Here is a 20,707-nt window from a genome sequence, read left to right as displayed (position 1 = left end):
GATACTTTGAAAATAATACAAAAATGAACGAAAGAGGATGTCATAAAATGTCGAAGTACGCACCATTGCTAGAACCCATTACATTATCTAATGGCATTACATTAGCCAATCGATTTGTCCTTTCGCCAATGACGACGAACTCATCTACGAAAGAAGGACATATCACAGAAGAAGATTTACGTTATGCGAAACGACGCGCAAGTTCAGCAGGATTGCAAGTAACTGGCGCAGCATATATTGAGCCATATGGACAATTGTTTGAATACGGCTTTAATATCTCTGATGATGCTTGTATTCCTGGACTTAGAAAAGTTGCGCAAGCGATGAAACAAGGTGGCAATAAAGCGATTATTCAACTTGCACATGCTGGAAGATTCTCAAATACTGCAATTATGAATTATGGGGAAGTGTATGGTCCCAGTCCAATGACCTTGCATTCACCAATTAAACACAACGTGTTAGAGATGTCAGTTGATAAAATTCATGAAGTTACACAACAATATGCAGATGCGACATCTCGTGCGATCCAAGCAGGATTTGATGGTGTTGAGATTTCAGTCGCACAACGTTTATTATTACAAACATTCTTCTCAACATTCTCTAATCAGCGTCATGACCAGTATGGTGTTGATTCATTAGAGAATCGAGCACGCTTTGGCTTAGAGGTCATGCAAGCAGTACAGAAAGTGATTGATGATGAAGCACCAAGTGATTTCATCTTCGGCTATAGAGCAACACCTGAAGAAACAAGAGGTAGTGACTTAGGCTATACCGTCGATGAATTTAATCAACATATCGATTGGGTTATGGACGTCGCCAATATTCATTACCTGGCTATCGCAAGTTGGGGGCGTAATATTTATCAGAATAAGACACGTACACCTGGCGCACATTATGGACGACGCGTTAATCAAGTCGTATATGAACATTTAAATGGTCGTATACCACTCATTGCAAGCGGCGGTATTAATTCGCCTGAGACGGCACTAGATACTTTAAGTAACGCTGATATGGTTGGCATGTCTTCACCATTTGTCACAGAACCAGATTTCGTGCGCAAATTGGCAGAAGGACGTGAAGACGCCATTGACTTACATATACATCCAGATGAGTTAGATGAACTAGCCATTCCACATGCTGCCTTTAAAGATATTGTACAAATGATGGATTACGGTGAAGGTTTGCAGAAGAAAACACGCGATGAACTGCGTAAATTAGAGAAAAATTATGATGAAGAATAGGGCGCAAGGCAGAAATCTAATGTGTTAAAAGATTTTGTTGCATTGCCCTACAATGATGAATAGAACAAGAATATGTTGATATAGGTTGGGATGTTTTAATACGTTCCAGCCTTTTGTTTTGGTTAATTTCCAGCTAAATATTTAATTTTTCACGTTGTTAATGTAAACTTATCATTATATAAAGTTTACATTTAGAGTTTAGCGGGATTTTTTAAAGTAAGGGGTTTAACAACATGAGATTAAATTTGGCAGAACGTATTTTAAATCAAGATGTTTTAAGTAAGGATGAGGCGTTAGCATTATTTGAAGATCAAACGATTGATACATTTGAATTATTAAATGAAGCATATATCATTCGGAAACACTTTTTCGGGAAAAAAGTGAAACTCAATATGATACTTAATGCGAAAAGTGGAATTTGTTCAGAAGACTGTGGTTATTGCGGTCAATCTGTGAAAATGAAAGACAAACAACGATACGCCTTAGTGGAACCAGAAAAAATTAAAGCAGGTGCACAAGTAGCGACAGATAACCATATTGGTACATACTGTATCGTGATGAGTGGGCGTGGTCCTACAAATAGAGAGGTTGATCATATCTGTGAGACGGTTCATGATATTAAAGCGTTGCATCCACAACTTAAAATTTGTGCCTGCTTAGGACTAACAAATGAAGCGCAAGCGGAGAAGTTAAAAGAAGCGGGCGTGGATCGCTATAATCATAATTTAAATACAAGTGAACGTTATCATAGCGAGGTTGTAACGACACATACATATGAAGATCGTGTACGTACGGTTGAAATCATGAAAGCGAATCACATCTCGCCGTGTTCAGGTGTGATTTGTGGCATGGGTGAGACGAACGAGGATATTATCGATATGGCATTTGCGTTGAGAGAAATTGATGCTGATAGTATTCCAATTAATTTTCTACACCCAATTAAAGGAACAAAATTCGGCGGACTCGATTTATTATCGCCAATGAAATGTTTAAGAATTATCGCGATGTTTCGGCTTATTAATCCCTCTAAAGAAATTCGTATTGCCGGTGGTCGAGAAGTGAATTTACGATCACTCCAAGCCATCGCATTAAAAGCAGCCAATTCCATCTTTGTAGGTGATTATTTGATTACAGGCGGACAACCAAACGAACTCGACTATCAAATGATTGAAGATTTAGGATTTGAGATTGATGGGTAGTTTAGAATACGTTTGAAATTTGCTACGATAGAAGAGAAGAACATTTAGAAAAGGATGAAATAACATGTCATCTAAACAATCATCATTTGGAGATAAACGTTGGCATAACATTTTACTTATTGTAGTAGGCATATTGGCATTCTGTATATTCCATTTTCTAATGGGTGTTAATGTGGCATATGCATTAATGTTTTTATATGCACCACTTACTATAGGCATAGTTAATTTAGGCAAGCTTAGAGAAAAAGAAAATAATAATGACTGAATCATAGACATAAACCACACGTTTTGAATTTTAAGGTAAAAACGTGTGGTTTTTAACATTAAAACATAAAATCATTAATATTCAAAAATAGTATTGAAGATACCTAAAAATAATAATTGATGTTGCGCCATAGTGGGATCTAATAACTCAAAATATACTTGCTTATTTGGTTCTCTTATTAACTTCCAACTTGCTATTGTACTACCAGTATCTTCGTTTACAATTGTACTCCATTCAAAGAAATCATAACGTAACGTATAACATTCATCATTAAAATAAAAATAAGGACAATCTGTTTTCTCGGGAAATAATTTTTGGTGGATGGTTATATCATGCGTTACTTGCGGTTCCGTTTCAAAATAATTAACGATATAATTTTTAGTGATAAATGGAAATTTGCGACGCCCTTTGAATACTAAGCGTTGTTTATTGTCAAAAATACGCCATCTTGCTTTGAAAAAAAGACGCATATCCTCAATAAATAGATATTCATAGCCATATACTTCAAAACGTTTAATGCTTCCTAACTGTTTGTTAGGATCGTCTACATCAACAATGTTTTTTAATTTTGGTGATAAGACATGCCCAATTTTATGTGTATACATACTGCTCACCTACTTTTAAAGAATTACAAGAAGCATCATTTATTTTAAACATAAACAAGTTGTATATTTCATGCAAGAGGAGAAAGAAAAAGATATAGCTTATTGGTGGAGATCATATGAAATGAATTTTTTCGATTACTCAAATTTATAGAAGGCCGAAACAAGTTTACCTTTATCAGTAACTTTATATTGAAATATTTTAAAGCGACAATCTTCACAATAAAATTTATCTAGTTTGAAATGATCGTACCAGTCAACGCAAACATGTTTCAATGCAGTTTTTTTATAAATATCATAAGCTATTGAGAATGCATATTTTAAAATTGTTTTCCCTGAAACTAAACCTTTATATTGGTCGTTTCTAGCGAGTTTCGTAATTAATAAAGATGGAAATTCATTGTTTTTCATAGCATCAGAAGAAATTTTCTTTTTAATATTTTTACTTACATTAATTTCAAATTTTATGATGACTATTTTTAAACAAAAATATCCGATGAGTTCTGAAGTATCGGAATCAATTATTAAATACGTGCGGATTGAATTTTGTTTATTTAAAGAAAGAGCTTTGTCTTGCAAGTAAGATGCAATAGAAGGGTTTGAAGAAGTTTTAAATTTACTTATATTTCGTCGGATAAGTTTGAGAAGAAATTCATCTTCCATCTCATAGTTAGTAAGTTCAAAGATATTACAAAGTTGATGGTTTATCTTTTTCATTTTCTACTAGTTTTTTAAATGGATTTGGTTGTGGTGTATCTTCTTCAAGTCGGTTATGAAAAGGCTTAAACTTTGCAGTTGCAAATATGATAGCTTCTTCTTCAGTTAAAGTATATGAACTTCTTTCTTCAGGAATCATAGTATCATCTCCTTTTATTATAATATAATATTTTTATAAATTATAATACGCATTGAAATATTTGGCAACAGAAAAGATATGTAAGTAAAAGTCTTTATTTGTTCAATAGTATTGACTAAGGAAGAGATAAATATAAAGGAATAAAGAACAAAAAAGGAGGGAAACAGAATGCACTGTTTCTCTCCTTAATACAGTTACATCAATCCTATCAATTTCATCCATAGTGAACCTAAACCGAGCCAGATGACAAAGTACACAACGCCTAATGCTAGGTTCATCAACCACCAACGTTTCTGAGTGACGTAACCAGAGGCATAAAGGATAGGTGCTGGACCGCTACTGTAGTGTGTTGTAGAGGCCATTAAATTTCCAAAGAAGCCAAGCATTAATGCACTGAATAATGGTGGTGCACCTGCGGCAACGGCTACGCCAAGCAATGCAGCGTACATCGCACTGACGTGAGCGGTTGAACTGGCAAATAGGTAATGTGAATAGAAGTAAAAGATAATGAGTATTACAAGAACGACTGGCCAACTGAGTCCACCTAAGCTTGTTGCGATGGTATGACTTAACCATGGAATAAAGCCTAATTGATTGAGTTGATCTGCCATCATAACTAGCACTGAGAACCAAACTAATGTATTCCAAGCACCCGTTTCATTTAAGATATCTTTCCAATCTAATACACCTGTGATAAGCAATAAAGATAATGCAATAAATGCAGTTAATGTTGCGTCTACACCAATAAAGCTACCTACTACCCAAAGTAGTAAGGCGATAATAAATACACCAATCATGAATTTTTCAGCTTTATCAATTGACCCCATATCAGCTAATTCATTTTCAGCCCAATGTTTCGCATCCGGTGTCTCTTTCACTGTTGGTGGATATAGTTTATAAATAATGTAAGGTATGACAATCAGTGACACAATTCCAGGTACAACTCCTGCTAAGAACCAGTTCATCCAAGTTACGTGAACATGTGCAGTTTTCTCTGCTAAATTTTGAGCGAGTGGGTTACCGGCCATTGCTGTTAAGAACATGGCTGCAGTAATAAGGTTGCCGTGAAATTCGGTAAAGATTAAAAATGAGCCCACCTTACGTTCGGTGCCTTGTTTCGGGTCAGAACCAAATGATTTTGATAGTGACTGAATGATTGGGAACATAATACCACCAGCACGGGCAGTATTACTAGGTGTTGCTGGCGCTAATATTAAATCTACACCGACCAGTGAGTATGCCAGACCAAGTGTCTTTTTACCAAATAGTCTGACAAACTGAAGTGCGATACGTCGACCTAGTCCAGTCTTAACAAACCCTCTAGAGATAAAGAATGCCATTGCAATCAACCAAATACTAGGATTACCGAAACCTTGAACAGCAGTCTTTGTATCGATAACGCCAACTAACACGGTTAGCGTGAACCCTATGATCGATACGGCACCAATCGGCATAGGTTGTGTGATACAACCGATGATGGTACCTACAAATATAGCAAACATTAACCATGCATCCAGACTGAGTGATTCGGGTCTGAAGGGGGCAAGCACAGCGATAAGTATGCCGATGACAAGGGGTAATATAAATTTCTTATATTTAACAGAGTGATTCATCTCGAAACCTTCTTTCCAACTTTCGAACATTTTCATACATAGAATAGACTTATTTTTAAGTAATGTACAGAGTGTTTTTGTATTTAATTGATAATAATTATCAATTAAATATTAAGTTAAAAAAACGTATAGGCTATCGAATTTTAGATGTGTATGGGATAAAATGTTATTCAAAGAAAGGGGATGACATCATGTTAACTATAGGGACGTTGATCGCGAAAGATGATACATGGATATTGTGGGCAATTATTATTGTTTGGGCGACAGTCAGTATTGTCTTAGAACAAAAATATCAATGGGCGAGCACGATTTCAGGAGCCATTATAGCCTTGGTAGGTGCGATGGTATTATCTAATTTTAAAGTGATTCCAACTGAATCACTGGTGTATGATACGGTGTGGGATTATGCCGTACCTATTTCAATTCCTTTATTATTGTTCAGTTCGAACATTTTAAAGATTTGGAAAGAAAGTCGTCGATTATTATATATTTTCTTAATTGCGTCTGTTGGGACATTAATGGGAACCACAGTAGGATTTATTGTACTGCATCAATGGATTCCATACTTAGCTAAGATTGGCGCGATGATGACAGGTAGCTATATCGGTGGTGGTGTAAACTTTGCGGCTTTAAGTACCAAATTTAAAACACCGAGTGATATGATTTCATCTACAGTTGTAGCGGATAATAGTGTGATGGCGCTGTACTTTATGTTATTAATTGCCATACCGTCATTGCCTATTATAAAGAAATGGTTCAAGACGGATTACCAAACGGCGTCAACACCAGAAACGCAACAATCTTATTGGAAACCGAAGCAAATTCAACTGTTAGATATTGCACTTTCGATAGCGATTGCTGTGGCATTAGTGGCAATCAGTTTTAAATTATCTGAGGTCATTCAACATGTGATACCGCAGTCTAATGTCATACTAACGATACTAGTTTCTTTCTTTGGCGATCAGTATTTGTTATTGACGACACTGACGTTATTAGCGGTGGCTATTTGGGGAGATTTCTTTGATAAATTAGCCGGTTCTTCAGAAATTGGGACGTTCATTATTTATATATTCTTTGTCGTTATCGGAACGCCGGCTTCATTTATGACGATTATATAGACGGCGCCATTGTTATTTGTCTTTGTGATGATTATTTTAATTTTCAATTTAGGTTTAAGTTTAATTGTAGGGAAATTATTTAATTTCAAGATTGAAGAAATATTGTTAGCGAGTAATGCGACAGCAGGTGGTCCAACGACGGCAGCAGCATTAGCAATTAGTAAAGGATGGCAAGGGCTTGTTGGTCCAATATTAATTATAGGCACATTAGGTTATGTCATTGGGAACTATGCCGGGACACTTATGTATCAACTGTTAATACACATTGGATAAGCATACATAAAAGGAGATATCTCAGCAAAACGTTTAGCTGAATATCTCCTTTTTAAATTTAATCATTTAATTCGCTATCTTTAATATCTGTAATAAACATGTGTCCGGGTGAGTGTGTAATCATTAACTCTGGTTTGGCATCAAGCGCAACGGACTGTGGTGTCACGCCACACCCCCAGAAGACAGGGACTTCATTTGGTTTGATCGTGACAGCCTCTCCATAATCAGGCTTATTAATATCCGTGATACCCAGTTCTTCTGGTGTGCCAATATGGATTGGCGTGCCATGGACATTCTTAAAATGTGAAGTAATTTCTGTTGCCTTAATCGCTTGAGTCATAGTCATCGGACGCATACTAACTGTAATGTTACCTTTAAAATAGCCACTTGATTCGGCAGGGATGTTAGTACGATACATTGGGACGTTATGACCTTCTTCAATGTGTCGAACAGGTAAGCCAGCTTCCAACATGGCATGTTCGAAGGTGAAACTACACCCAATTAGAAAGCTAACCATATCTTCGGTATAAAGGTCAGTGATATCATCGACTTCTTTAATCAACTGGCCATGTTCATAAATACGATACTTCGGAACTTCAGAGCGTATATCTGCATTACGTCCATAATATGGAAACGAATGTGCACCAACTTCCGAGACATCTAATAGTGGACACGTCTTAGGATTTCGAAAACAAAATTTTAAAAAATCATAAGCGTATTTCGATGGCAATATGACTACATTTGCTTGAATGTAGCCCTCAGCCATACCACTTGTGTGACCGACAAGTTCTCCATCTCGAATTAATTGGCGCAAGACGTCAGGTGATGCTTGTTTGTAATTCATTATAAATCCCCCTTGTTTCCCCTTAATGATAAAAGTCCTTATTACTACAATATTTTAAAATTACACATATGACAAGAGTGGTATATGCGCTATTTATTAAAAAGCTTGTATGCTAAAGTGATCGAACTATTCACAAATAGTGGTAATAAACAATATAAACTTACAATAACCCAATTATCATCTACATGATAAATAACAAAATATAGTATGAATAAAAATATACTTATGATTAGTCCAATTAAAGGCAGTAAATTAAAGTACAGATTCATATTGTTATTCTTCTTCATTGTTCTGTTCCTTATCTTGTTCCTTTTCATTAGACTGATTAAGCTGTTCACGTTGTTCCAATGGGATAGAATAGTCTTTGTCATCATTGATATAAGACATTTGGAAGTGCTTCGTATGTTCTCTGCGGAGTGCGCGCATAATTGAGAGCGTCATTAATAATAGAATGATAGAGAACGGTAATCCTGTTACAACAGAGGCAGTTTGTAAGCTTGTTAACCCACCTGCAATCGTCATTGCTACCGAGATTGCACCAATGAGTAATCCCCAAATCACTTTGTGCTTAACCTTAGGATTCTCACTACCTCCCGTTGCCATGCCAGCAACAATATGTGTCGTTGAGTCGGCGCTTGTCACTATGAGTAAGAATATTAAGACGACGGCAAGTATGCTCGTTATATCAGCCAATGGGAATTTCGATAATAATTCAAATAATGCAATGGTGTAATCTTTATCAACTAATTGCGCAATATTATCGCCACCCATTGCAACTTTCACTGCCATACCACCAAAGCCAGCAATCCATACAAATGAAATGAGTGGCGGTACGATTAAGACACACATAATAAATTCACGAATGGTACGTCCACGAGATACACGAGCAACGAAACCACCGATAAATGGTGACCATGAGATGACCCATGCCCAGTAAAAGACGGTCCATTGTTGAATCCATGCATTATCACCAGAATAGGGATTGATACGCAAACTATATTCAACAAAATGTCTGATATAATCGCCAATGGCTAGCGTGTAGGATTCAAAGATGAATTTTAAATCCCCAACAATCAGCATAAATAATAATAAGATTGCACCTAAAATAATATTGATGTTGCTTAGCCATTTCACGCCACGATTTAATCCAGTTACCGCAGAACCTAAGAATATACACACCATGAGTACTGTGATAGCTATTTTTGTAACGTTATTGTTGGGTACATGAAAGACATGGTTAAGACCACCACTAATTTGCATAATTCCAAGACCGATAGAAGTGGCGATACCCATGACTGTAGCTATAATTGCTAAGATATCAATGATATTTCGAAATGGACGTTTATAAGCTTGTCCGAAGACAGGTTCCATTGCTGTAGAAATTAATCCGTCTCGCTTTTTACGAAATTGAAAATACGCCACGATCAGTCCCGCCATGGCGAATATAGACCATTGTGAAATGCCCCAATGGAAGAAAGTATAACCCATAGCTACACGAGCAGATTCTGCCGATGCATTCGGCACGTCTTTTGGAAAAGGTGAATGGAGATAATGTGTGAGTGGTTCAGCAACCCCCCAGAATACGATACCAACACCAAGTCCAGCCGAAAATAACATACCTAACCATGATAAGAATGAAAATTCTGGTTCTTCATCATCACGCCCTAATTTGAAACGGCCATAACGAGAAATTGCTAAAGAGATTAAAAAGATGTCTAAAATGAATATGATAAGTAAAAATAACCAACCAAATGAATTAGAAATAAAGTCATAAATATGTTGTGCATGATTTCCGAAAGCTTTAGGAAAGAAGCCAGCCATTGCAGTTATAAGTATAATGATGGCCACGGATACCGTGTATACTAAATAATTGTTTTTCTGTCGCTTGTCATTCATTGTTCAATTAAGTCATCCTTTATATTTTATTTATTTTGAGTATACCGATAATAGTAAATATTTTCAAAATTCAAATTTTATGAAATATAACGATTCATAAGTCATACTGCGCTATTTTGAAAACTTTTTCCAAAAGAGAAATTTGGCTAAATACTATCTAATGAAATGCTATAATTGAGATGAAAATTTGAAGAATTCAATAGAAAAGAAGGTATATCATGTCGACAAACTATGTCATTACGAACGGTAAAATTTACACAGAACAACAAGTTATTGAAAATGGATATCTTGTAGTAGAAGATGGCAAAATCAGTGATATTCAGCAAGGAACGTATACTGGCGAATTAGAACAAATAGATGTGAAAGGTCAAAATGTATTGCCTGGGTTCATTGATATTCATATTCATGGTGGCTATGGTGAGGATGCTATGGATGCGTCTTACGATGGTTTGAAACATTTGGCGGAACAATTGTTATCAGAGGGCACAACTACATTCTTAGCAACAACGATGACACAATCGGATGCCAATATTGAAAAGGCATTGAAAAATATCGTGGCATATCAAGCAGATCAACAACAAGGAGAAGCAGCGGAAGTAGGTGGCATTCATTTAGAAGGACCATTTATTTCAGAACATAAAGTTGGGGCTCAAAATCCTAAATATGTGCAACGTCCATCAGCGTCGAAAATTCAGCATTTTCAAGATGTGGCTAATCATCAAATCAAAATTATTACATTTGCACCAGAAGTTGAAGGTGCCCATGATACGCTTAATCAGTTACATGATGATATTATCTTCTCAATGGGGCATACGGTAGCCACTTTTGATGAAGCGAATGAAGCGGTGGAACATGGTGCTAAGCACGTCACACATCTATATAATGCAGCTACACCATTCGAACATCGCAATCCTGGTGTCTTTGGTGCAGCGTGGACGAATAATCAATTAAATACTGAAATTATCGTGGATGGTATTCATTCACATCCGGCTGCTGTGCATATTGCATATAAGCAAAAAGGGAATGAACATATGTATCTCATTACTGATGCTATGCGTGCGAAAGGCATGGAAGACGGGGAATATGATTTGGGTGGACAGAACGTTATCGTTAAAGGTAAAGAAGCCCGCCTAGCAAGTGGTGCCTTAGCAGGTAGTATTCTTAAAATGAATGACGGTTTGCATAATTTAATTCATTATACACACGATTCATTAGAAAACTTATGGCGTGTGACAAGCTTGAATCAAGCGATTGCATTGAACATCGATGCGCATAAAGGTAGCTTAGCAATCGGCAAAGATGCGGATATCGTAGTGGTAGATGATACGATTCGTATTGACAAAACAATCAAATCGGGCGTTGTACATCAATATTAAAAAATGTATTCAATTGTGATTATCTCTTTTCCGCGTTTAAAAATATGCATACAAGTGTATATATGTAGTAAATGTTTTGATACGAAACACAAGCGACGGAAAAGAGGTGTCCATACATGAATAATGACTTTAGATTTCCAAATGCTAAACATTTCTTTAGTTGGTTAGCATGGCTATCAATTATTGCGTTACTTGCAGTAATCGTACTTAATTTTATTGTATATAGCACATTCAAAAGTTTTAATCATTTTACTTTAGCGTTTGAATTCCATCAAACAGAGTTAATATTCTTAATTACTTTCTCAATTATTGCGATTATCAGCATTATTATGTATTTAATTTTAAAATTATTTAAGCATTCATAAAAAAAGAAAGTGGATTGTAATCTCCACTTTCTTTTTTTGTGTTATTTAGGATAAGATACTATAACTGTTTGAAAATCGTGTCATCAACAATGATTTCTACATTAGGATGTTGATGTAAGATCGATGCAGGTAATGACTCAGTTGGTTCACTGTTTAATAATTGATGAATCGCATCACGTTTACGCTCACCAAATGCTAAGAGTATAATTCGTTTCGCACGCATGATGGAATTTAATCCCATTGATACAGCTTGTTTAGGTACATCATCAATATGATCAAAATGTACACTGTTGGCATTAATCGTTGATTCGGTTAAATCAACGACACGTGTTTCACTTTCAAAGGATGTGCCTGGCTCATTAAAACCGATATGGCCATTTTCACCAATACCTAATAATTGAATGTCTGGTTGACCTATTTGCTTCAAGCGTGCTTCGTAACGTCGTGCTTCCTCCTCTAAATGATCAACATGCCCTTGAGGGATATGAATGTGATCTTCATTCCAACTATCATTGTGATCAAATAATAATTCATGCATATACGTATGATAACTTTGAGCATGCGAAGGTTCTAAACCTACATATTCATCTAAATTGAACGTTTGAACATTTGCTAAATCAACGTGATTGGCTGATAGCAATTCTGAAAAGCGGGGATAGACATCCGTCATCGTGCCACCAGTAGCAAGGCCCAATATCGCATCAGGTTTGTCTTTAGTCAGTTTCAATAGTTCAATGGCAACATAATCACTCGCCAGTTTTTTGTCTACTAAGTTTGTTATTTTCATGATTTATGCCTCCAAATAAAGATGTTATTTCTGTTGGACAGCTTCTATAAAACGTTCAGTGATTTGTTTAGGACGTGTGATTGCACCGCCAACAACCGTGCAATGTACGCCTAAATCGCTTACCTTTTTATACATTTCAGGGGTAATGACATTTCCTTCAGCAATCACTTTGGCATTAACCTTTTGCAATACTTCTTTCAAGAATTCAAAATCATTTTCAAAGAGAATGTGTCCCTTTGTATAAGACGTATACCCTCGTAATGTTGTGCCAATGTAATCAAAGTTTAACTGATCTGCATTAACGGCTTCTTCAACTGTTGAAATATCGGCCATAATTTCAACATGAGGTGCTTTCTCTCGAATGTATTGAACTAATGCCTCAAGTGACTCCTTAGGACGCGATTGGGTAGTGGCATCTAAAGCAATGACCTCGCAACCACTTTCGATTAATTCGTCAACCTCTTTAGAAGTTGCGGTAATAAATACATTTGAACCTTCATAATCTCGTTTTACAATTCCGATAACCGGTAATGATACTTCTTCTCTAATCGCTAAAATATCTTCTTTCGTATTAGCACGAATACCAACCGCACCACCTTGATAAGCGGCAAGCGCCATTTTTGACATGATAAATGATGAGTGCAATGGTTCGTCAGGTAACGCCTGACATGACACGATTAATCCGTTTGGTAACATTTTTAAACACGCTCCGTCTTTTCAAAATTGTAAATAGAAATAGCATTGTAATTGATTCGTTTATTCATTCATATCATAACATTAAGAAAATATTTATCAATTTATAAATCGCATTTGAAAAATATTTTCAAATATACTACAGTTTAACTAACTTAATTACGAGGTGATGTAATGAAATTTGAAAATCGTATTCAGCGAAGCCGTCATTTGTTAACGAAAATGGATAAAAAAATCATCGACTACATACAAACACATGAACTAGATGAAAATTTCTCAACGATTAATTCTTTAGCCTATGCCATAGGGACATCACCAGCTACAATCACAAGATTTAGTGGGAAATTGAATTATGCCAACTTTCAAGATATGAAATTTAATTTGCAACATGAAAAATCAGAAAAAGTAGTTGAAAATGCGCCACTTGTTCAACTGATTCATCGTTATCATCAAAATATTATTCAACAAACGGGTGAATTTATTTCCGAGGAAAAGATTAAGCGTTTAGCACATAATTTGAAGACATGTCGCCAAGTCAATTTCGCGGGATTAGGAAGTTCAGGGTTAACGGCAAGTGAATTTTATTATCGAACGATGCGCATGGGCATTAAAGGATCTGTGTCGACAGATGCACATCAAATGAAGATTTCTGCATCGCTATTGTCATCGCGAGATATGTTTGTCGCTATTTCAAATAGTGGTGAAACGTTAGAGTTAATTGAAGCTGCGAAGATTGCGCAAAAACAAGGTGCCTATGTGGTTGTGATAACCAACTTTGAAGGTAGTACGCTCACTAAGAATGCAGATTTAGTATTAATTACGACTGCGCAATCCAGCAACAATGATTCGAAATTTATTAACTCACAAATCGCAACACATTTTTTATTAGATTTAGTCAGCTACATACTACTTAATGACACGCATATGCATCACGTGTATCAACAAACGCGGGATGTTATTTTAGGTGATGAGAAAGAATGAAAAAGGGGGCGTGGGATAGTATTCAATGTGAATGCTATCCCACGTCTAACGCTATAGCCTTATAGATGAGTGATTGCACCAAATAATGCGGCATGGTTTTCTGTTTGAGTGGTTTGTAACTTAGCAATGCCGTAATCAGAAGGTAGATAGTGGTGGATTTTAGGTTCGATGTATTTAAGTAATGTGTCGCCTTGAGATGAAATACCACCACCTATCAGAATGAGACTTGGATCATACATAATTTGAATTTGTGCGATACCTTCAGCAACATAATGACTCCATTGATTAAGAATGTGAATGGCATCTTGATGATCCTTTTCAGCTAAATCAAATAACTTAGGTACGTCGGTGCCGTGTTCAAACTGATGTACCGTCATTAGGGCTTTAAGTGCGGAAGTTGAGGCACGTTGCTCGAATGTTTTACCATCTTCTTGTCGATACAATAAATAACCAATTTCATTGGCGCGATGACGTGACCCTTGATATATACCAAGTGTTGAATTATAAAATGCACCCCCAATACCAGTGCCTAAAGTTAAACAAAAAATATTATCCTCTTCATAATGGTGGAGTTTGAGTTCCCCTAATAATGCAGCATCCACATCATTATAGACAGCGATATCAGACGATAAATCTTTAAAGACCTCGAAGAATTGCGTACCGTCGTAATTTGGAATGGTCGGACCGGTATAAATAATTTGTCCTAAATCCGAATCAACGACGCCAGCACTTGAAATGCCAATAAATGGATTGTTAAGTTGATATTGGCTAATAAACCCTTCTACCAATTCATACGCTTTATCTACTATACGTACATTTATATTGTCTGGCGTTTTAATCTTTTGATAATCAATCATTTCTAAATCATCATTAATGACTGCTACTTTAATATTTGTTCCACCTATATCTACAGCTATTTTATACATTGAGGTACCTCCTTATTCGTCTTTATTATAACGACACTTCAAATCGAAGTAAGCGTCATCCCTCCTTTTGAAAAATATTTTCACTAATTTTAGAATATTTTGTTAAATCTTTTCAAAAGTAGTTGTTTAAGAAAATGATAGCGTTTACAATTCGAAGTGTAAATAGAAATTTATTGTAATTGAATTTATCTCAAAGTTTATAAAAATGAATTTGAATAAAAATTGGTTTGGAGGAACGTGACATGGAAGATAAATTAAAAGGTTTATATGCCGCATTACTTGTACCATTTGATGAACATGGCCAAGTCAAAGAAGAAGGACTCAAACAAATCGCCAAAAATGCGATTGAAACTGAAAAACTCGATGGCTTATATGTGAATGGTAGTTCTGGAGAAAATTTCTTAATTAGTAAAGAACAAAAGAAACAAATCTTTAAAGTTGTGAAAGAAACTGTTGGAGATGATGTGAACTTAATTGCACAAATTGGCTCATTAGATTTAAATGAAGCGATTGAACTAGGGAAATATGCAACTGAATTAGGTTACGATGCATTATCAGCAGTTACACCATTCTATTATCCATTCTCATTTGAAGAAATTAAGCAATACTATTTCGATATTATCGAAGCAACGCAAAACAATATGATTATTTATGCAATCCCTGACTTAACAGGTGTCAATATCAGTATTGAACAATTTGGCGAGCTATTTAACCATGAGAAAGTTGTTGGCGTGAAATACACTGCACCTAATTTCTTCTTATTAGAACGAATTCGTAAAGCATTCCCTAATAAGCTCATATTATCAGGATTTGATGAAATGTTAGTTCAAGCCACAATCTCAGGTGTCGATGGGGCGATTGGTTCTACATACAATGTGAATGGTCGCCGTGCACGACAAATTTTTGATTTAGCACGTGAAGGTAAAATTGCTGAAGCCTATCAAATACAACACGATTCAAATGACATCATTGAAACAGTATTAGGTATGGGCATTTATCCAACATTAAAAGAAATATTAAAGTCTCGTGGTATCGATGTCGGCTTACCTAAACGTCCATTCAAACCATTTGATGAAACACATCGTGACGCATTAGACACTTTAATTAAGCAATATGATTTATAAGCAAACTGAGACGATTTAACAACAGAATATGAAGCACAAGGGGTGTTGATTATGCATCAAGTAGGTTTTGGGGCATGGAATTGGGTAGCTGTTATTGGTTATCTAGTCATTATGTTATTAATTGGAGCGTATTTTACTAAAAGAGCTGGTAAAGATACGGATAGTTTCTTCACGGCAAGTGGTCGCTTACCTTCATGGGCCATTGGTTTCTCGATTTATGCGACAACATTAAGTGCCATTACCTTTATGTCTACACCAGAAAAAGCATTTTTAACGGATTGGGCATACATAGCTGGTAATATTGCGATTGTCGCAATTATTCCAATTTTAATTGCTTTTTATGTACCATTCTTTAAAAAGTTACGTGTAACATCAGCGTACGAATATTTAGAAGCACGATTTGGTCCAAGTATTCGTGTCATTGGATCATTATTATTTGTCATCTTTCATTTGGGACGCATCGCTATCGTAATTTATTTACCGACACTAGCCATTACAGCAGTATCTGATATGAATCCATATATCGTAGCTAGTTTAGTAGGGATTTTATGTATTCTTTATACGTTTTTAGGTGGATTCGAGGGCGTTGTATGGAGTGACTTTATTCAAGGCGTTATCTTACTTGGCGGTGCATTATTGATTATTATCATCGGTGCTTTTGAAATTAAAGGTGGTTTCGGCACCATTGTTAGTGACGCAATCGCCAACAAGAAAATTATTAGTGCAGATAACTGGAAATTGAATTCAGCAGCGGCTGCGATTCCAATCATTTTCCTTGGAAATATCTTTAACAACTTACACCAATATACTGCGAGTCAGGATGTTGTTCAACGTTATCAAGCATCAGATTCAATGGACGAAACGAAGAAATCATTATGGACCAATGGTGTATTAGCGTTAATCTCTGCACCTATCTTCTATGGTATGGGAACAATGATGTATTCATTCTATCAACATGAACAAGTCTTACCTAAAGGATTCAATACATCATCAATCGTGCCGTACTTTATTCTAACTGAAATGCCACCATTTGTAGGTGGGTTATTGATTGCTGCTATATTTGCAGCTGCACAATCAACGATTTCATCAAGCTTGAACTCAATTTCAGCATGTATTTCGGAAGATATTAAACACCGCTTCTTTGGAAAAGGGGCAGACAAAGCAGAAGTTAACTTCGCACGATTAGTCATTGTTGTGGCAGGCTTATTAAGTTATGGTATTTCAATATACTTAATTGCTGCTGATTCGAATAACTTATGGGATTTATTCTTATTAATCACTGGATTATTTGGTGTACCACTGGCTGGTATCTTTGCAGTAGGTATCTTTACGAAGCGTGCCAACACATTTGGCGTCTTAGTAGGTTTAGTTACAGGCGTAGTGATCGCATACTTACTCAATGGTGTTGGAGGCGGAAACTCACCATTCTATGTATCAATTATTTCTTTCGTCGTGGCCTTCGTCTTTGGCTACTTAGTAAGTCTGGTTGTACCAGCTAAAAATGCGAAAGATATTACTGGATTAACAATCTTCGATAAAGATAAACCATCAACATATATCTCTAAAGTAGTAGAGAAAAAATAATATTTTGCATGCGAGTTGGACAACAGGTTTGTTCGACTCGTATTTTATGCCATTAACATTGTGCTAATATAAAGATGATTATAAGAAAATAGAGGTATCATCATGAAATTATTAAAGATTATAGGTATGTTTATTCTAGCACTACTAATCATGAGCATTACGCAAGGCATTGCATCCATCTTTAGTGACTTAATTCCATTTTTAGGTATAGGCGCTATTCTACAAGGATTATTATATGTTATCTTTGCATTTCTCGTTATTCGATTATTCATAATGCGTGTATTTAAAGATCATTTAAAAGCGTATCGTATTACGAAACCTAAATTTAATATCATCTATGTGGTATTAGGTATAGGCTTACCAGTAGCAGTTTATGCGGTATATTTCATCTTTGTACCAGGTGATTTCATCGTACATCATTTTAGTACTTTGAATGATACATTGCACACGTTTTTCTGGTCTATCTTTGTAACAGCCATTGGTGGCGCAATCGTTGAAGAAATGGTATGTAGAGGTTTCTTGATGGGGTATGTTGAGAAGAAGACGAATATCAACGTTGCCATTATTTCCACGGCAATCTTTTTTGGTGCCATTCATTTGTTAAACGGTGGACTAAATGTAACTAGTTTCTTCTTATTATTAATTAGTGGTTCATTAGTAGGTATTATGTTTGGTTTAGCAACTTATACATTCAATACCATTTGGGCAAGCATTACATTACATTTTTGCTGGAATTTATCTCAAATTGTATTCATCACTGAAAAGGAAAGCCAGTATAGCATATGGCAGTATGTCGTACATACTAAGAACATAGCTATAACAGGCAATCAATTTGGTTATGAAGCATCAGTGATATCCATCGCTGGATATGTATGCGTTATTCTAATTTTACTAACAATTAAGCGAAAGCAAGCATAAGGGAGTGGGACATAAAAAAATAATCAAATGCCTAATAAAGCATATGAACAATACACTAAAAAGATAAGTAATTATATGATAGCAACATATCAAACAAATCAACGTGCGTTAAATTTAGATGAAGATGCATCGTTAAAAAATATTCTTGATGTCAATAAAGATAAGGTGATTGCGAATGGTCGAGAACAAGCCGAAATTGAGAAATTCTTGAAAGAGAAAAACATTAAAACCATTGCATTTGATAAATAAGAAAAAGCAGGACTTCAATGGAATGAAGTCCTGCTTTTTCTGTGTAAAGAATCATTTCTAAATTAAGAAAGATTTAAGATTAAAGAGCGACATTATTTGTTATGGTAGAACTAGCTTCAGACACTTATGTTTAACTAAAAAGTACCATGAAATAACTTACTAAAATCATGATGCCACTCACACCGTTATGAATCATGTGAACCATCATACTATCTCTAACGTTACCACGACGATGGTAAGCAAGATAGAATATCATGCCCATCATCGTATACATTAGAACAGCTACCCAATTTGAAATACCATGCTGAGAAGCAAAGATAAGGGATGATAAAATCAATGGTAACCAGAATCGTGTACGTTTAAATAATGTTTCTTTGAAGATGCCACGATAAACAAGTTCTTCTAAATAAGGTGCTACAAATGTAATCGTAAGTACGAAGATAATGAGCGGAAAGACTTGCCCTAATTGATCAGGTGTTGGTTTAGCCGCATTCATATCACCTAATAACATTTTGTCATTTTGTGTTTGCATAGAACCTGTAGCAAATAACATTAAATATGACATACCTATAACGATGATTCTAAGAAGTACGGCCCAACCAATGTTAATCGCAATCGCTTTGCCTGTGAGTTTTTTAGGTTCTTCATACGTATGACGTTTATAATAGCCTCTAACAAGCCATATCACTATAGCAGCGATTAATAAATAAATGATGGTTACTAATGTACCAGTCAATGTATCTATATAAATAGAAAAGCTATAGATAAACATGATACTAGCTATCGGAATTTGAATCAGTAACATCCAGCCTATGAAAATGAGGGCACGCACAAACTTATTACCCTTTGGACGATGTTCTTCAATATGTATATGCTCCTTAGATGTCAAAGCTTCATTTGAGGAAGTGGTTACATTAGCATTTGTATTCAGATTCTGTTGATTCGTCATAATAAGCCCACCTTTGTCTAGAAATATAAAATCTTGAAAATGAATACTTCTATTTAAATGTAACATATATTTGACATCTATTGTAGGTCACTTCATAAAAATGCGTTATCTTAACTAAAAATTAACATTTCGAATTATATGTTTAGGAGGCTAACTATGTCTAAAGATGAAATGTCACATGACCATATAACAGGAGATTTCCAAATTTCTCAAAAACCTTATTGGAAGTTGCTATTACAATCTCTATTTTTAATTTGTATTTTATTTGTTGCCGAATCAATGGTTATATTTTTAGTAGAGAAGCCAAAATATTTTTGGATTGCTATTGTAGGGGTCATTATTGCATTTCTAATTTTAAAATTAAGTAAGTTGAAGCTATTTCAATTTAGTCGAATTACTAAAAAGCAATGGCTAATCATTATCATTGGATTCATTCTTGCCAATGGTGCAGATTATATTTATTTTGAATTCATGCCTACAACAGGGAATGAAAAGGGGTTAGAGGAAAGTTACCGCAATGTACCACTGTATTTACAACTCATTGCGATAGGTATTTTAGGTCCTATCTTAGAAGAAATTATATTTAGAGGATTGTTAATTAAAGGTATCTTTAGAGGTGCGCCTATAGTTGGTGGCATAGTATCTGTTATTTTATTCGCTGGCGCTCATGGCCCAAGCAACATAGGTGAATGGTTTATTTACGGCTTTTCAGGTTTCATTTTCGTTATTGCCTATTTAACAACAAAACGGCTCGAAATACCTATTATCATACACATGCTTGGTAATATATTAGCTACATTTCAAAATTATTTTTGGTAGAAATACTTTAATTACATAGTATATACGCA

The 20,707-nt window shown here is 35.5% G+C and carries 21 protein-coding genes and 1 pseudogene; 12 read left to right on the top strand and 10 right to left on the bottom strand.

All coding sequences use genetic code 11. The features are described 5' to 3' along the window. The first annotated feature begins 47 nt into the window (after positions 1-47). The 3 genes from KA828_RS09470 (at position 48) to KA828_RS09460 (ending at position 2,705) form a co-directional block, all read left to right on the top strand. Positions 48-1,241, top strand: a complete 1,194-nt coding sequence (locus KA828_RS09470; protein WP_210126125.1) for an NADH-dependent flavin oxidoreductase — start codon at positions 48-50, stop codon at positions 1,239-1,241. Between the two features lie 233 nt (positions 1,242-1,474). Beyond that, on the top strand, positions 1,475-2,440 hold the full coding sequence (gene bioB, locus KA828_RS09465) for a biotin synthase BioB (protein WP_204193857.1): 966 nt from the start codon (positions 1,475-1,477) through the stop codon (positions 2,438-2,440). 64 nt (positions 2,441-2,504) lie between these two features. Then, a complete protein-coding gene (locus KA828_RS09460; protein ID WP_204193859.1) occupies positions 2,505-2,705 on the top strand; it encodes a hypothetical protein in 201 nt (66 codons plus the stop codon). A gap of 74 nt (positions 2,706-2,779) precedes the next feature. Here the strand turns inward: KA828_RS09460 and KA828_RS09455 are convergent, their stop codons facing one another. The 4 genes from KA828_RS09455 to KA828_RS09440 all read right to left on the bottom strand — a co-directional run bounded on the left by KA828_RS09455 (position 2,780) and on the right by KA828_RS09440 (position 5,776). Then, the gene (locus KA828_RS09455) at positions 2,780-3,310 is read right to left on the bottom strand and encodes a tubby C-terminal domain-like protein (RefSeq protein ID WP_210126124.1); all 531 of its coding nucleotides are present in this window, start codon (positions 3,308-3,310) and stop codon (positions 2,780-2,782) included. A 135-nt stretch (positions 3,311-3,445) separates the two neighbouring features. After that, on the bottom strand, positions 3,446-4,024 hold the full coding sequence (locus tag KA828_RS13175; protein WP_245336080.1) for a hypothetical protein: 579 nt from the start codon (positions 4,022-4,024) through the stop codon (positions 3,446-3,448). Beyond that, positions 3,996-4,163, bottom strand: a complete 168-nt coding sequence (locus tag KA828_RS09445) for a hypothetical protein (RefSeq protein WP_174841330.1) — start codon at positions 4,161-4,163, stop codon at positions 3,996-3,998. The genes KA828_RS13175 and KA828_RS09445 overlap by 29 nt, the downstream gene beginning before the upstream one ends. 194 nt (positions 4,164-4,357) lie before the next feature. Further along, entirely contained in the window at positions 4,358-5,776 is a 1,419-nt protein-coding gene (locus tag KA828_RS09440) for an anion permease (RefSeq protein ID WP_204193898.1), read from the bottom strand. A gap of 191 nt (positions 5,777-5,967) precedes the next feature. Between KA828_RS09440 and KA828_RS09435 the strand changes: the two are divergent. Then, positions 5,968-7,167, top strand: a pseudogene (locus KA828_RS09435) (DUF819 family protein). A gap of 58 nt (positions 7,168-7,225) precedes the next feature. Here the strand turns inward: KA828_RS09435 and KA828_RS09430 are convergent. Further along, on the bottom strand, positions 7,226-8,011 hold the full coding sequence (locus KA828_RS09430) for a putative hydro-lyase (protein WP_204193863.1): 786 nt from the start codon (positions 8,009-8,011) through the stop codon (positions 7,226-7,228). A gap of 273 nt (positions 8,012-8,284) precedes the next feature. Continuing rightward, positions 8,285-9,907 carry a BCCT family transporter gene (locus KA828_RS09425; protein WP_210126123.1) on the bottom strand — a complete coding sequence of 541 codons (1,623 nt, stop codon included), beginning with the start codon at positions 9,905-9,907 and terminating at the stop codon, positions 8,285-8,287. Positions 9,908-10,125: 218 nt separating this feature from the next. Between KA828_RS09425 and nagA the strand changes: the two genes are divergently transcribed. Then, positions 10,126-11,283, top strand: a complete 1,158-nt coding sequence (gene nagA / locus KA828_RS09420) for an N-acetylglucosamine-6-phosphate deacetylase (RefSeq protein ID WP_210126122.1) — start codon at positions 10,126-10,128, stop codon at positions 11,281-11,283. A 116-nt stretch (positions 11,284-11,399) separates the two neighbouring features. Further along, positions 11,400-11,648 (top strand): hypothetical protein, encoded by a 249-nt coding sequence (locus KA828_RS09415; RefSeq protein ID WP_193838773.1) that lies wholly within the window; start codon positions 11,400-11,402, stop codon positions 11,646-11,648. A 58-nt stretch (positions 11,649-11,706) separates the two neighbouring features. Here the strand turns inward: KA828_RS09415 and nagB are convergent, their stop codons facing one another. Beyond that, positions 11,707-12,435, bottom strand: a complete 729-nt coding sequence (nagB, locus tag KA828_RS09410; protein ID WP_193838774.1) for a glucosamine-6-phosphate deaminase — start codon at positions 12,433-12,435, stop codon at positions 11,707-11,709. A gap of 24 nt (positions 12,436-12,459) precedes the next feature. Then, positions 12,460-13,131 carry an N-acetylmannosamine-6-phosphate 2-epimerase gene (locus KA828_RS09405; RefSeq protein WP_193838775.1) on the bottom strand — a complete coding sequence of 224 codons (672 nt, stop codon included), beginning with the start codon at positions 13,129-13,131 and terminating at the stop codon, positions 12,460-12,462. Positions 13,132-13,302: 171 nt separating this feature from the next. Between KA828_RS09405 and KA828_RS09400 the strand changes: the two genes are divergently transcribed. After that, the gene (locus KA828_RS09400; RefSeq protein ID WP_210126121.1) at positions 13,303-14,109 is read left to right on the top strand and encodes a MurR/RpiR family transcriptional regulator; all 807 of its coding nucleotides are present in this window, start codon (positions 13,303-13,305) and stop codon (positions 14,107-14,109) included. Positions 14,110-14,168: 59 nt separating this feature from the next. Here the strand turns inward: KA828_RS09400 and KA828_RS09395 are convergent, their stop codons facing one another. Continuing rightward, positions 14,169-15,035, bottom strand: a complete 867-nt coding sequence (locus KA828_RS09395; RefSeq protein WP_210126120.1) for an ROK family protein — start codon at positions 15,033-15,035, stop codon at positions 14,169-14,171. A gap of 242 nt (positions 15,036-15,277) precedes the next feature. Between KA828_RS09395 and KA828_RS09390 the strand changes: the two genes are divergently transcribed. The 4 genes from KA828_RS09390 to KA828_RS09375 all read left to right on the top strand — a co-directional run bounded on the left by KA828_RS09390 (position 15,278) and on the right by KA828_RS09375 (position 18,910). Beyond that, complete coding sequence (locus KA828_RS09390; RefSeq protein ID WP_210126119.1) at positions 15,278-16,159, top strand: N-acetylneuraminate lyase; 882 nt, start codon at positions 15,278-15,280, stop codon at positions 16,157-16,159. 51 nt (positions 16,160-16,210) lie between these two features. After that, positions 16,211-17,743: a sodium:solute symporter family protein gene (locus KA828_RS09385; protein ID WP_053030061.1), complete on the top strand. Its 1,533-nt coding sequence runs from the start codon at positions 16,211-16,213 to the stop codon at positions 17,741-17,743. Between the two features lie 102 nt (positions 17,744-17,845). Continuing rightward, entirely contained in the window at positions 17,846-18,661 is an 816-nt protein-coding gene (locus KA828_RS09380; protein WP_193838780.1) for a CPBP family intramembrane glutamic endopeptidase, read from the top strand. Between the two features lie 27 nt (positions 18,662-18,688). Next, positions 18,689-18,910, top strand: coding sequence for a hypothetical protein (locus KA828_RS09375; RefSeq protein ID WP_228480654.1), 222 nt, complete (start codon positions 18,689-18,691; stop codon positions 18,908-18,910). 130 nt (positions 18,911-19,040) lie between these two features. Here the strand turns inward: KA828_RS09375 and KA828_RS09370 are convergent, their stop codons facing one another. Next, positions 19,041-19,859 carry a CPBP family intramembrane glutamic endopeptidase gene (locus KA828_RS09370; RefSeq protein WP_210126118.1) on the bottom strand — a complete coding sequence of 273 codons (819 nt, stop codon included), beginning with the start codon at positions 19,857-19,859 and terminating at the stop codon, positions 19,041-19,043. A 156-nt stretch (positions 19,860-20,015) separates the two neighbouring features. Here KA828_RS09370 and KA828_RS09365 point away from each other — a divergent pair, with 156 nt between their 5' ends. Next, entirely contained in the window at positions 20,016-20,678 is a 663-nt protein-coding gene (locus KA828_RS09365; RefSeq protein WP_210126117.1) for a CPBP family intramembrane glutamic endopeptidase, read from the top strand. Positions 20,679-20,707: the final 29 nt, after the last annotated feature.

It is taken from the genome of Staphylococcus sp. GDY8P85P (assembly GCF_017892405.1).
Classification (GTDB): Bacteria; Bacillota; Bacilli; order Staphylococcales; family Staphylococcaceae; genus Staphylococcus; species Staphylococcus borealis.
Note: the sequence above shows the minus strand (reverse complement) of the source record. Positions and strands in the feature narration are given on the sequence as shown.

Bases quoted from the DNA above. Each gene is read 5' to 3' on its own strand.
- nagB (WP_193838774.1), bottom strand. From the start codon at position 12,435: ATGAAAATAACAAACTTAGTAGACAAAAAACTGGCGAGTGATTATGTT.
- KA828_RS13175 (WP_245336080.1), bottom strand. From the start codon at position 4,024: ATGAAAAAGATAAACCATCAACTTTGTAATATCTTTGAACTTACTAAC.
- KA828_RS09395 (WP_210126120.1), bottom strand. From the start codon at position 15,035: ATGTATAAAATAGCTGTAGATATAGGTGGAACAAATATTAAAGTAGCA.
- KA828_RS09430 (WP_204193863.1), bottom strand. From the start codon at position 8,011: ATGAATTACAAACAAGCATCACCTGACGTCTTGCGCCAATTAATTCGA.
- KA828_RS09390 (WP_210126119.1), top strand. From the start codon at position 15,278: ATGGAAGATAAATTAAAAGGTTTATATGCCGCATTACTTGTACCATTT.
- KA828_RS09455 (WP_210126124.1), bottom strand. From the start codon at position 3,310: ATGTATACACATAAAATTGGGCATGTCTTATCACCAAAATTAAAAAAC.
- KA828_RS09380 (WP_193838780.1), top strand. From the start codon at position 17,846: ATGAAATTATTAAAGATTATAGGTATGTTTATTCTAGCACTACTAATC.
- KA828_RS09440 (WP_204193898.1), bottom strand. From the start codon at position 5,776: ATGAATCACTCTGTTAAATATAAGAAATTTATATTACCCCTTGTCATC.
- KA828_RS09460 (WP_204193859.1), top strand. From the start codon at position 2,505: ATGTCATCTAAACAATCATCATTTGGAGATAAACGTTGGCATAACATT.
- nagA (WP_210126122.1), top strand. From the start codon at position 10,126: ATGTCGACAAACTATGTCATTACGAACGGTAAAATTTACACAGAACAA.
- KA828_RS09415 (WP_193838773.1), top strand. From the start codon at position 11,400: ATGAATAATGACTTTAGATTTCCAAATGCTAAACATTTCTTTAGTTGG.
- KA828_RS09400 (WP_210126121.1), top strand. From the start codon at position 13,303: ATGAAATTTGAAAATCGTATTCAGCGAAGCCGTCATTTGTTAACGAAA.
- KA828_RS09470 (WP_210126125.1), top strand. From the start codon at position 48: ATGTCGAAGTACGCACCATTGCTAGAACCCATTACATTATCTAATGGC.
- KA828_RS09445 (WP_174841330.1), bottom strand. From the start codon at position 4,163: ATGATTCCTGAAGAAAGAAGTTCATATACTTTAACTGAAGAAGAAGCT.
- bioB (WP_204193857.1), top strand. From the start codon at position 1,475: ATGAGATTAAATTTGGCAGAACGTATTTTAAATCAAGATGTTTTAAGT.
- KA828_RS09425 (WP_210126123.1), bottom strand. From the start codon at position 9,907: ATGAATGACAAGCGACAGAAAAACAATTATTTAGTATACACGGTATCC.
- KA828_RS09370 (WP_210126118.1), bottom strand. From the start codon at position 19,859: ATGACGAATCAACAGAATCTGAATACAAATGCTAATGTAACCACTTCC.
- KA828_RS09405 (WP_193838775.1), bottom strand. From the start codon at position 13,131: ATGTTACCAAACGGATTAATCGTGTCATGTCAGGCGTTACCTGACGAA.
- KA828_RS09385 (WP_053030061.1), top strand. From the start codon at position 16,211: ATGCATCAAGTAGGTTTTGGGGCATGGAATTGGGTAGCTGTTATTGGT.
- KA828_RS09365 (WP_210126117.1), top strand. From the start codon at position 20,016: ATGTCTAAAGATGAAATGTCACATGACCATATAACAGGAGATTTCCAA.
- KA828_RS09375 (WP_228480654.1), top strand. From the start codon at position 18,689: ATGCCTAATAAAGCATATGAACAATACACTAAAAAGATAAGTAATTAT.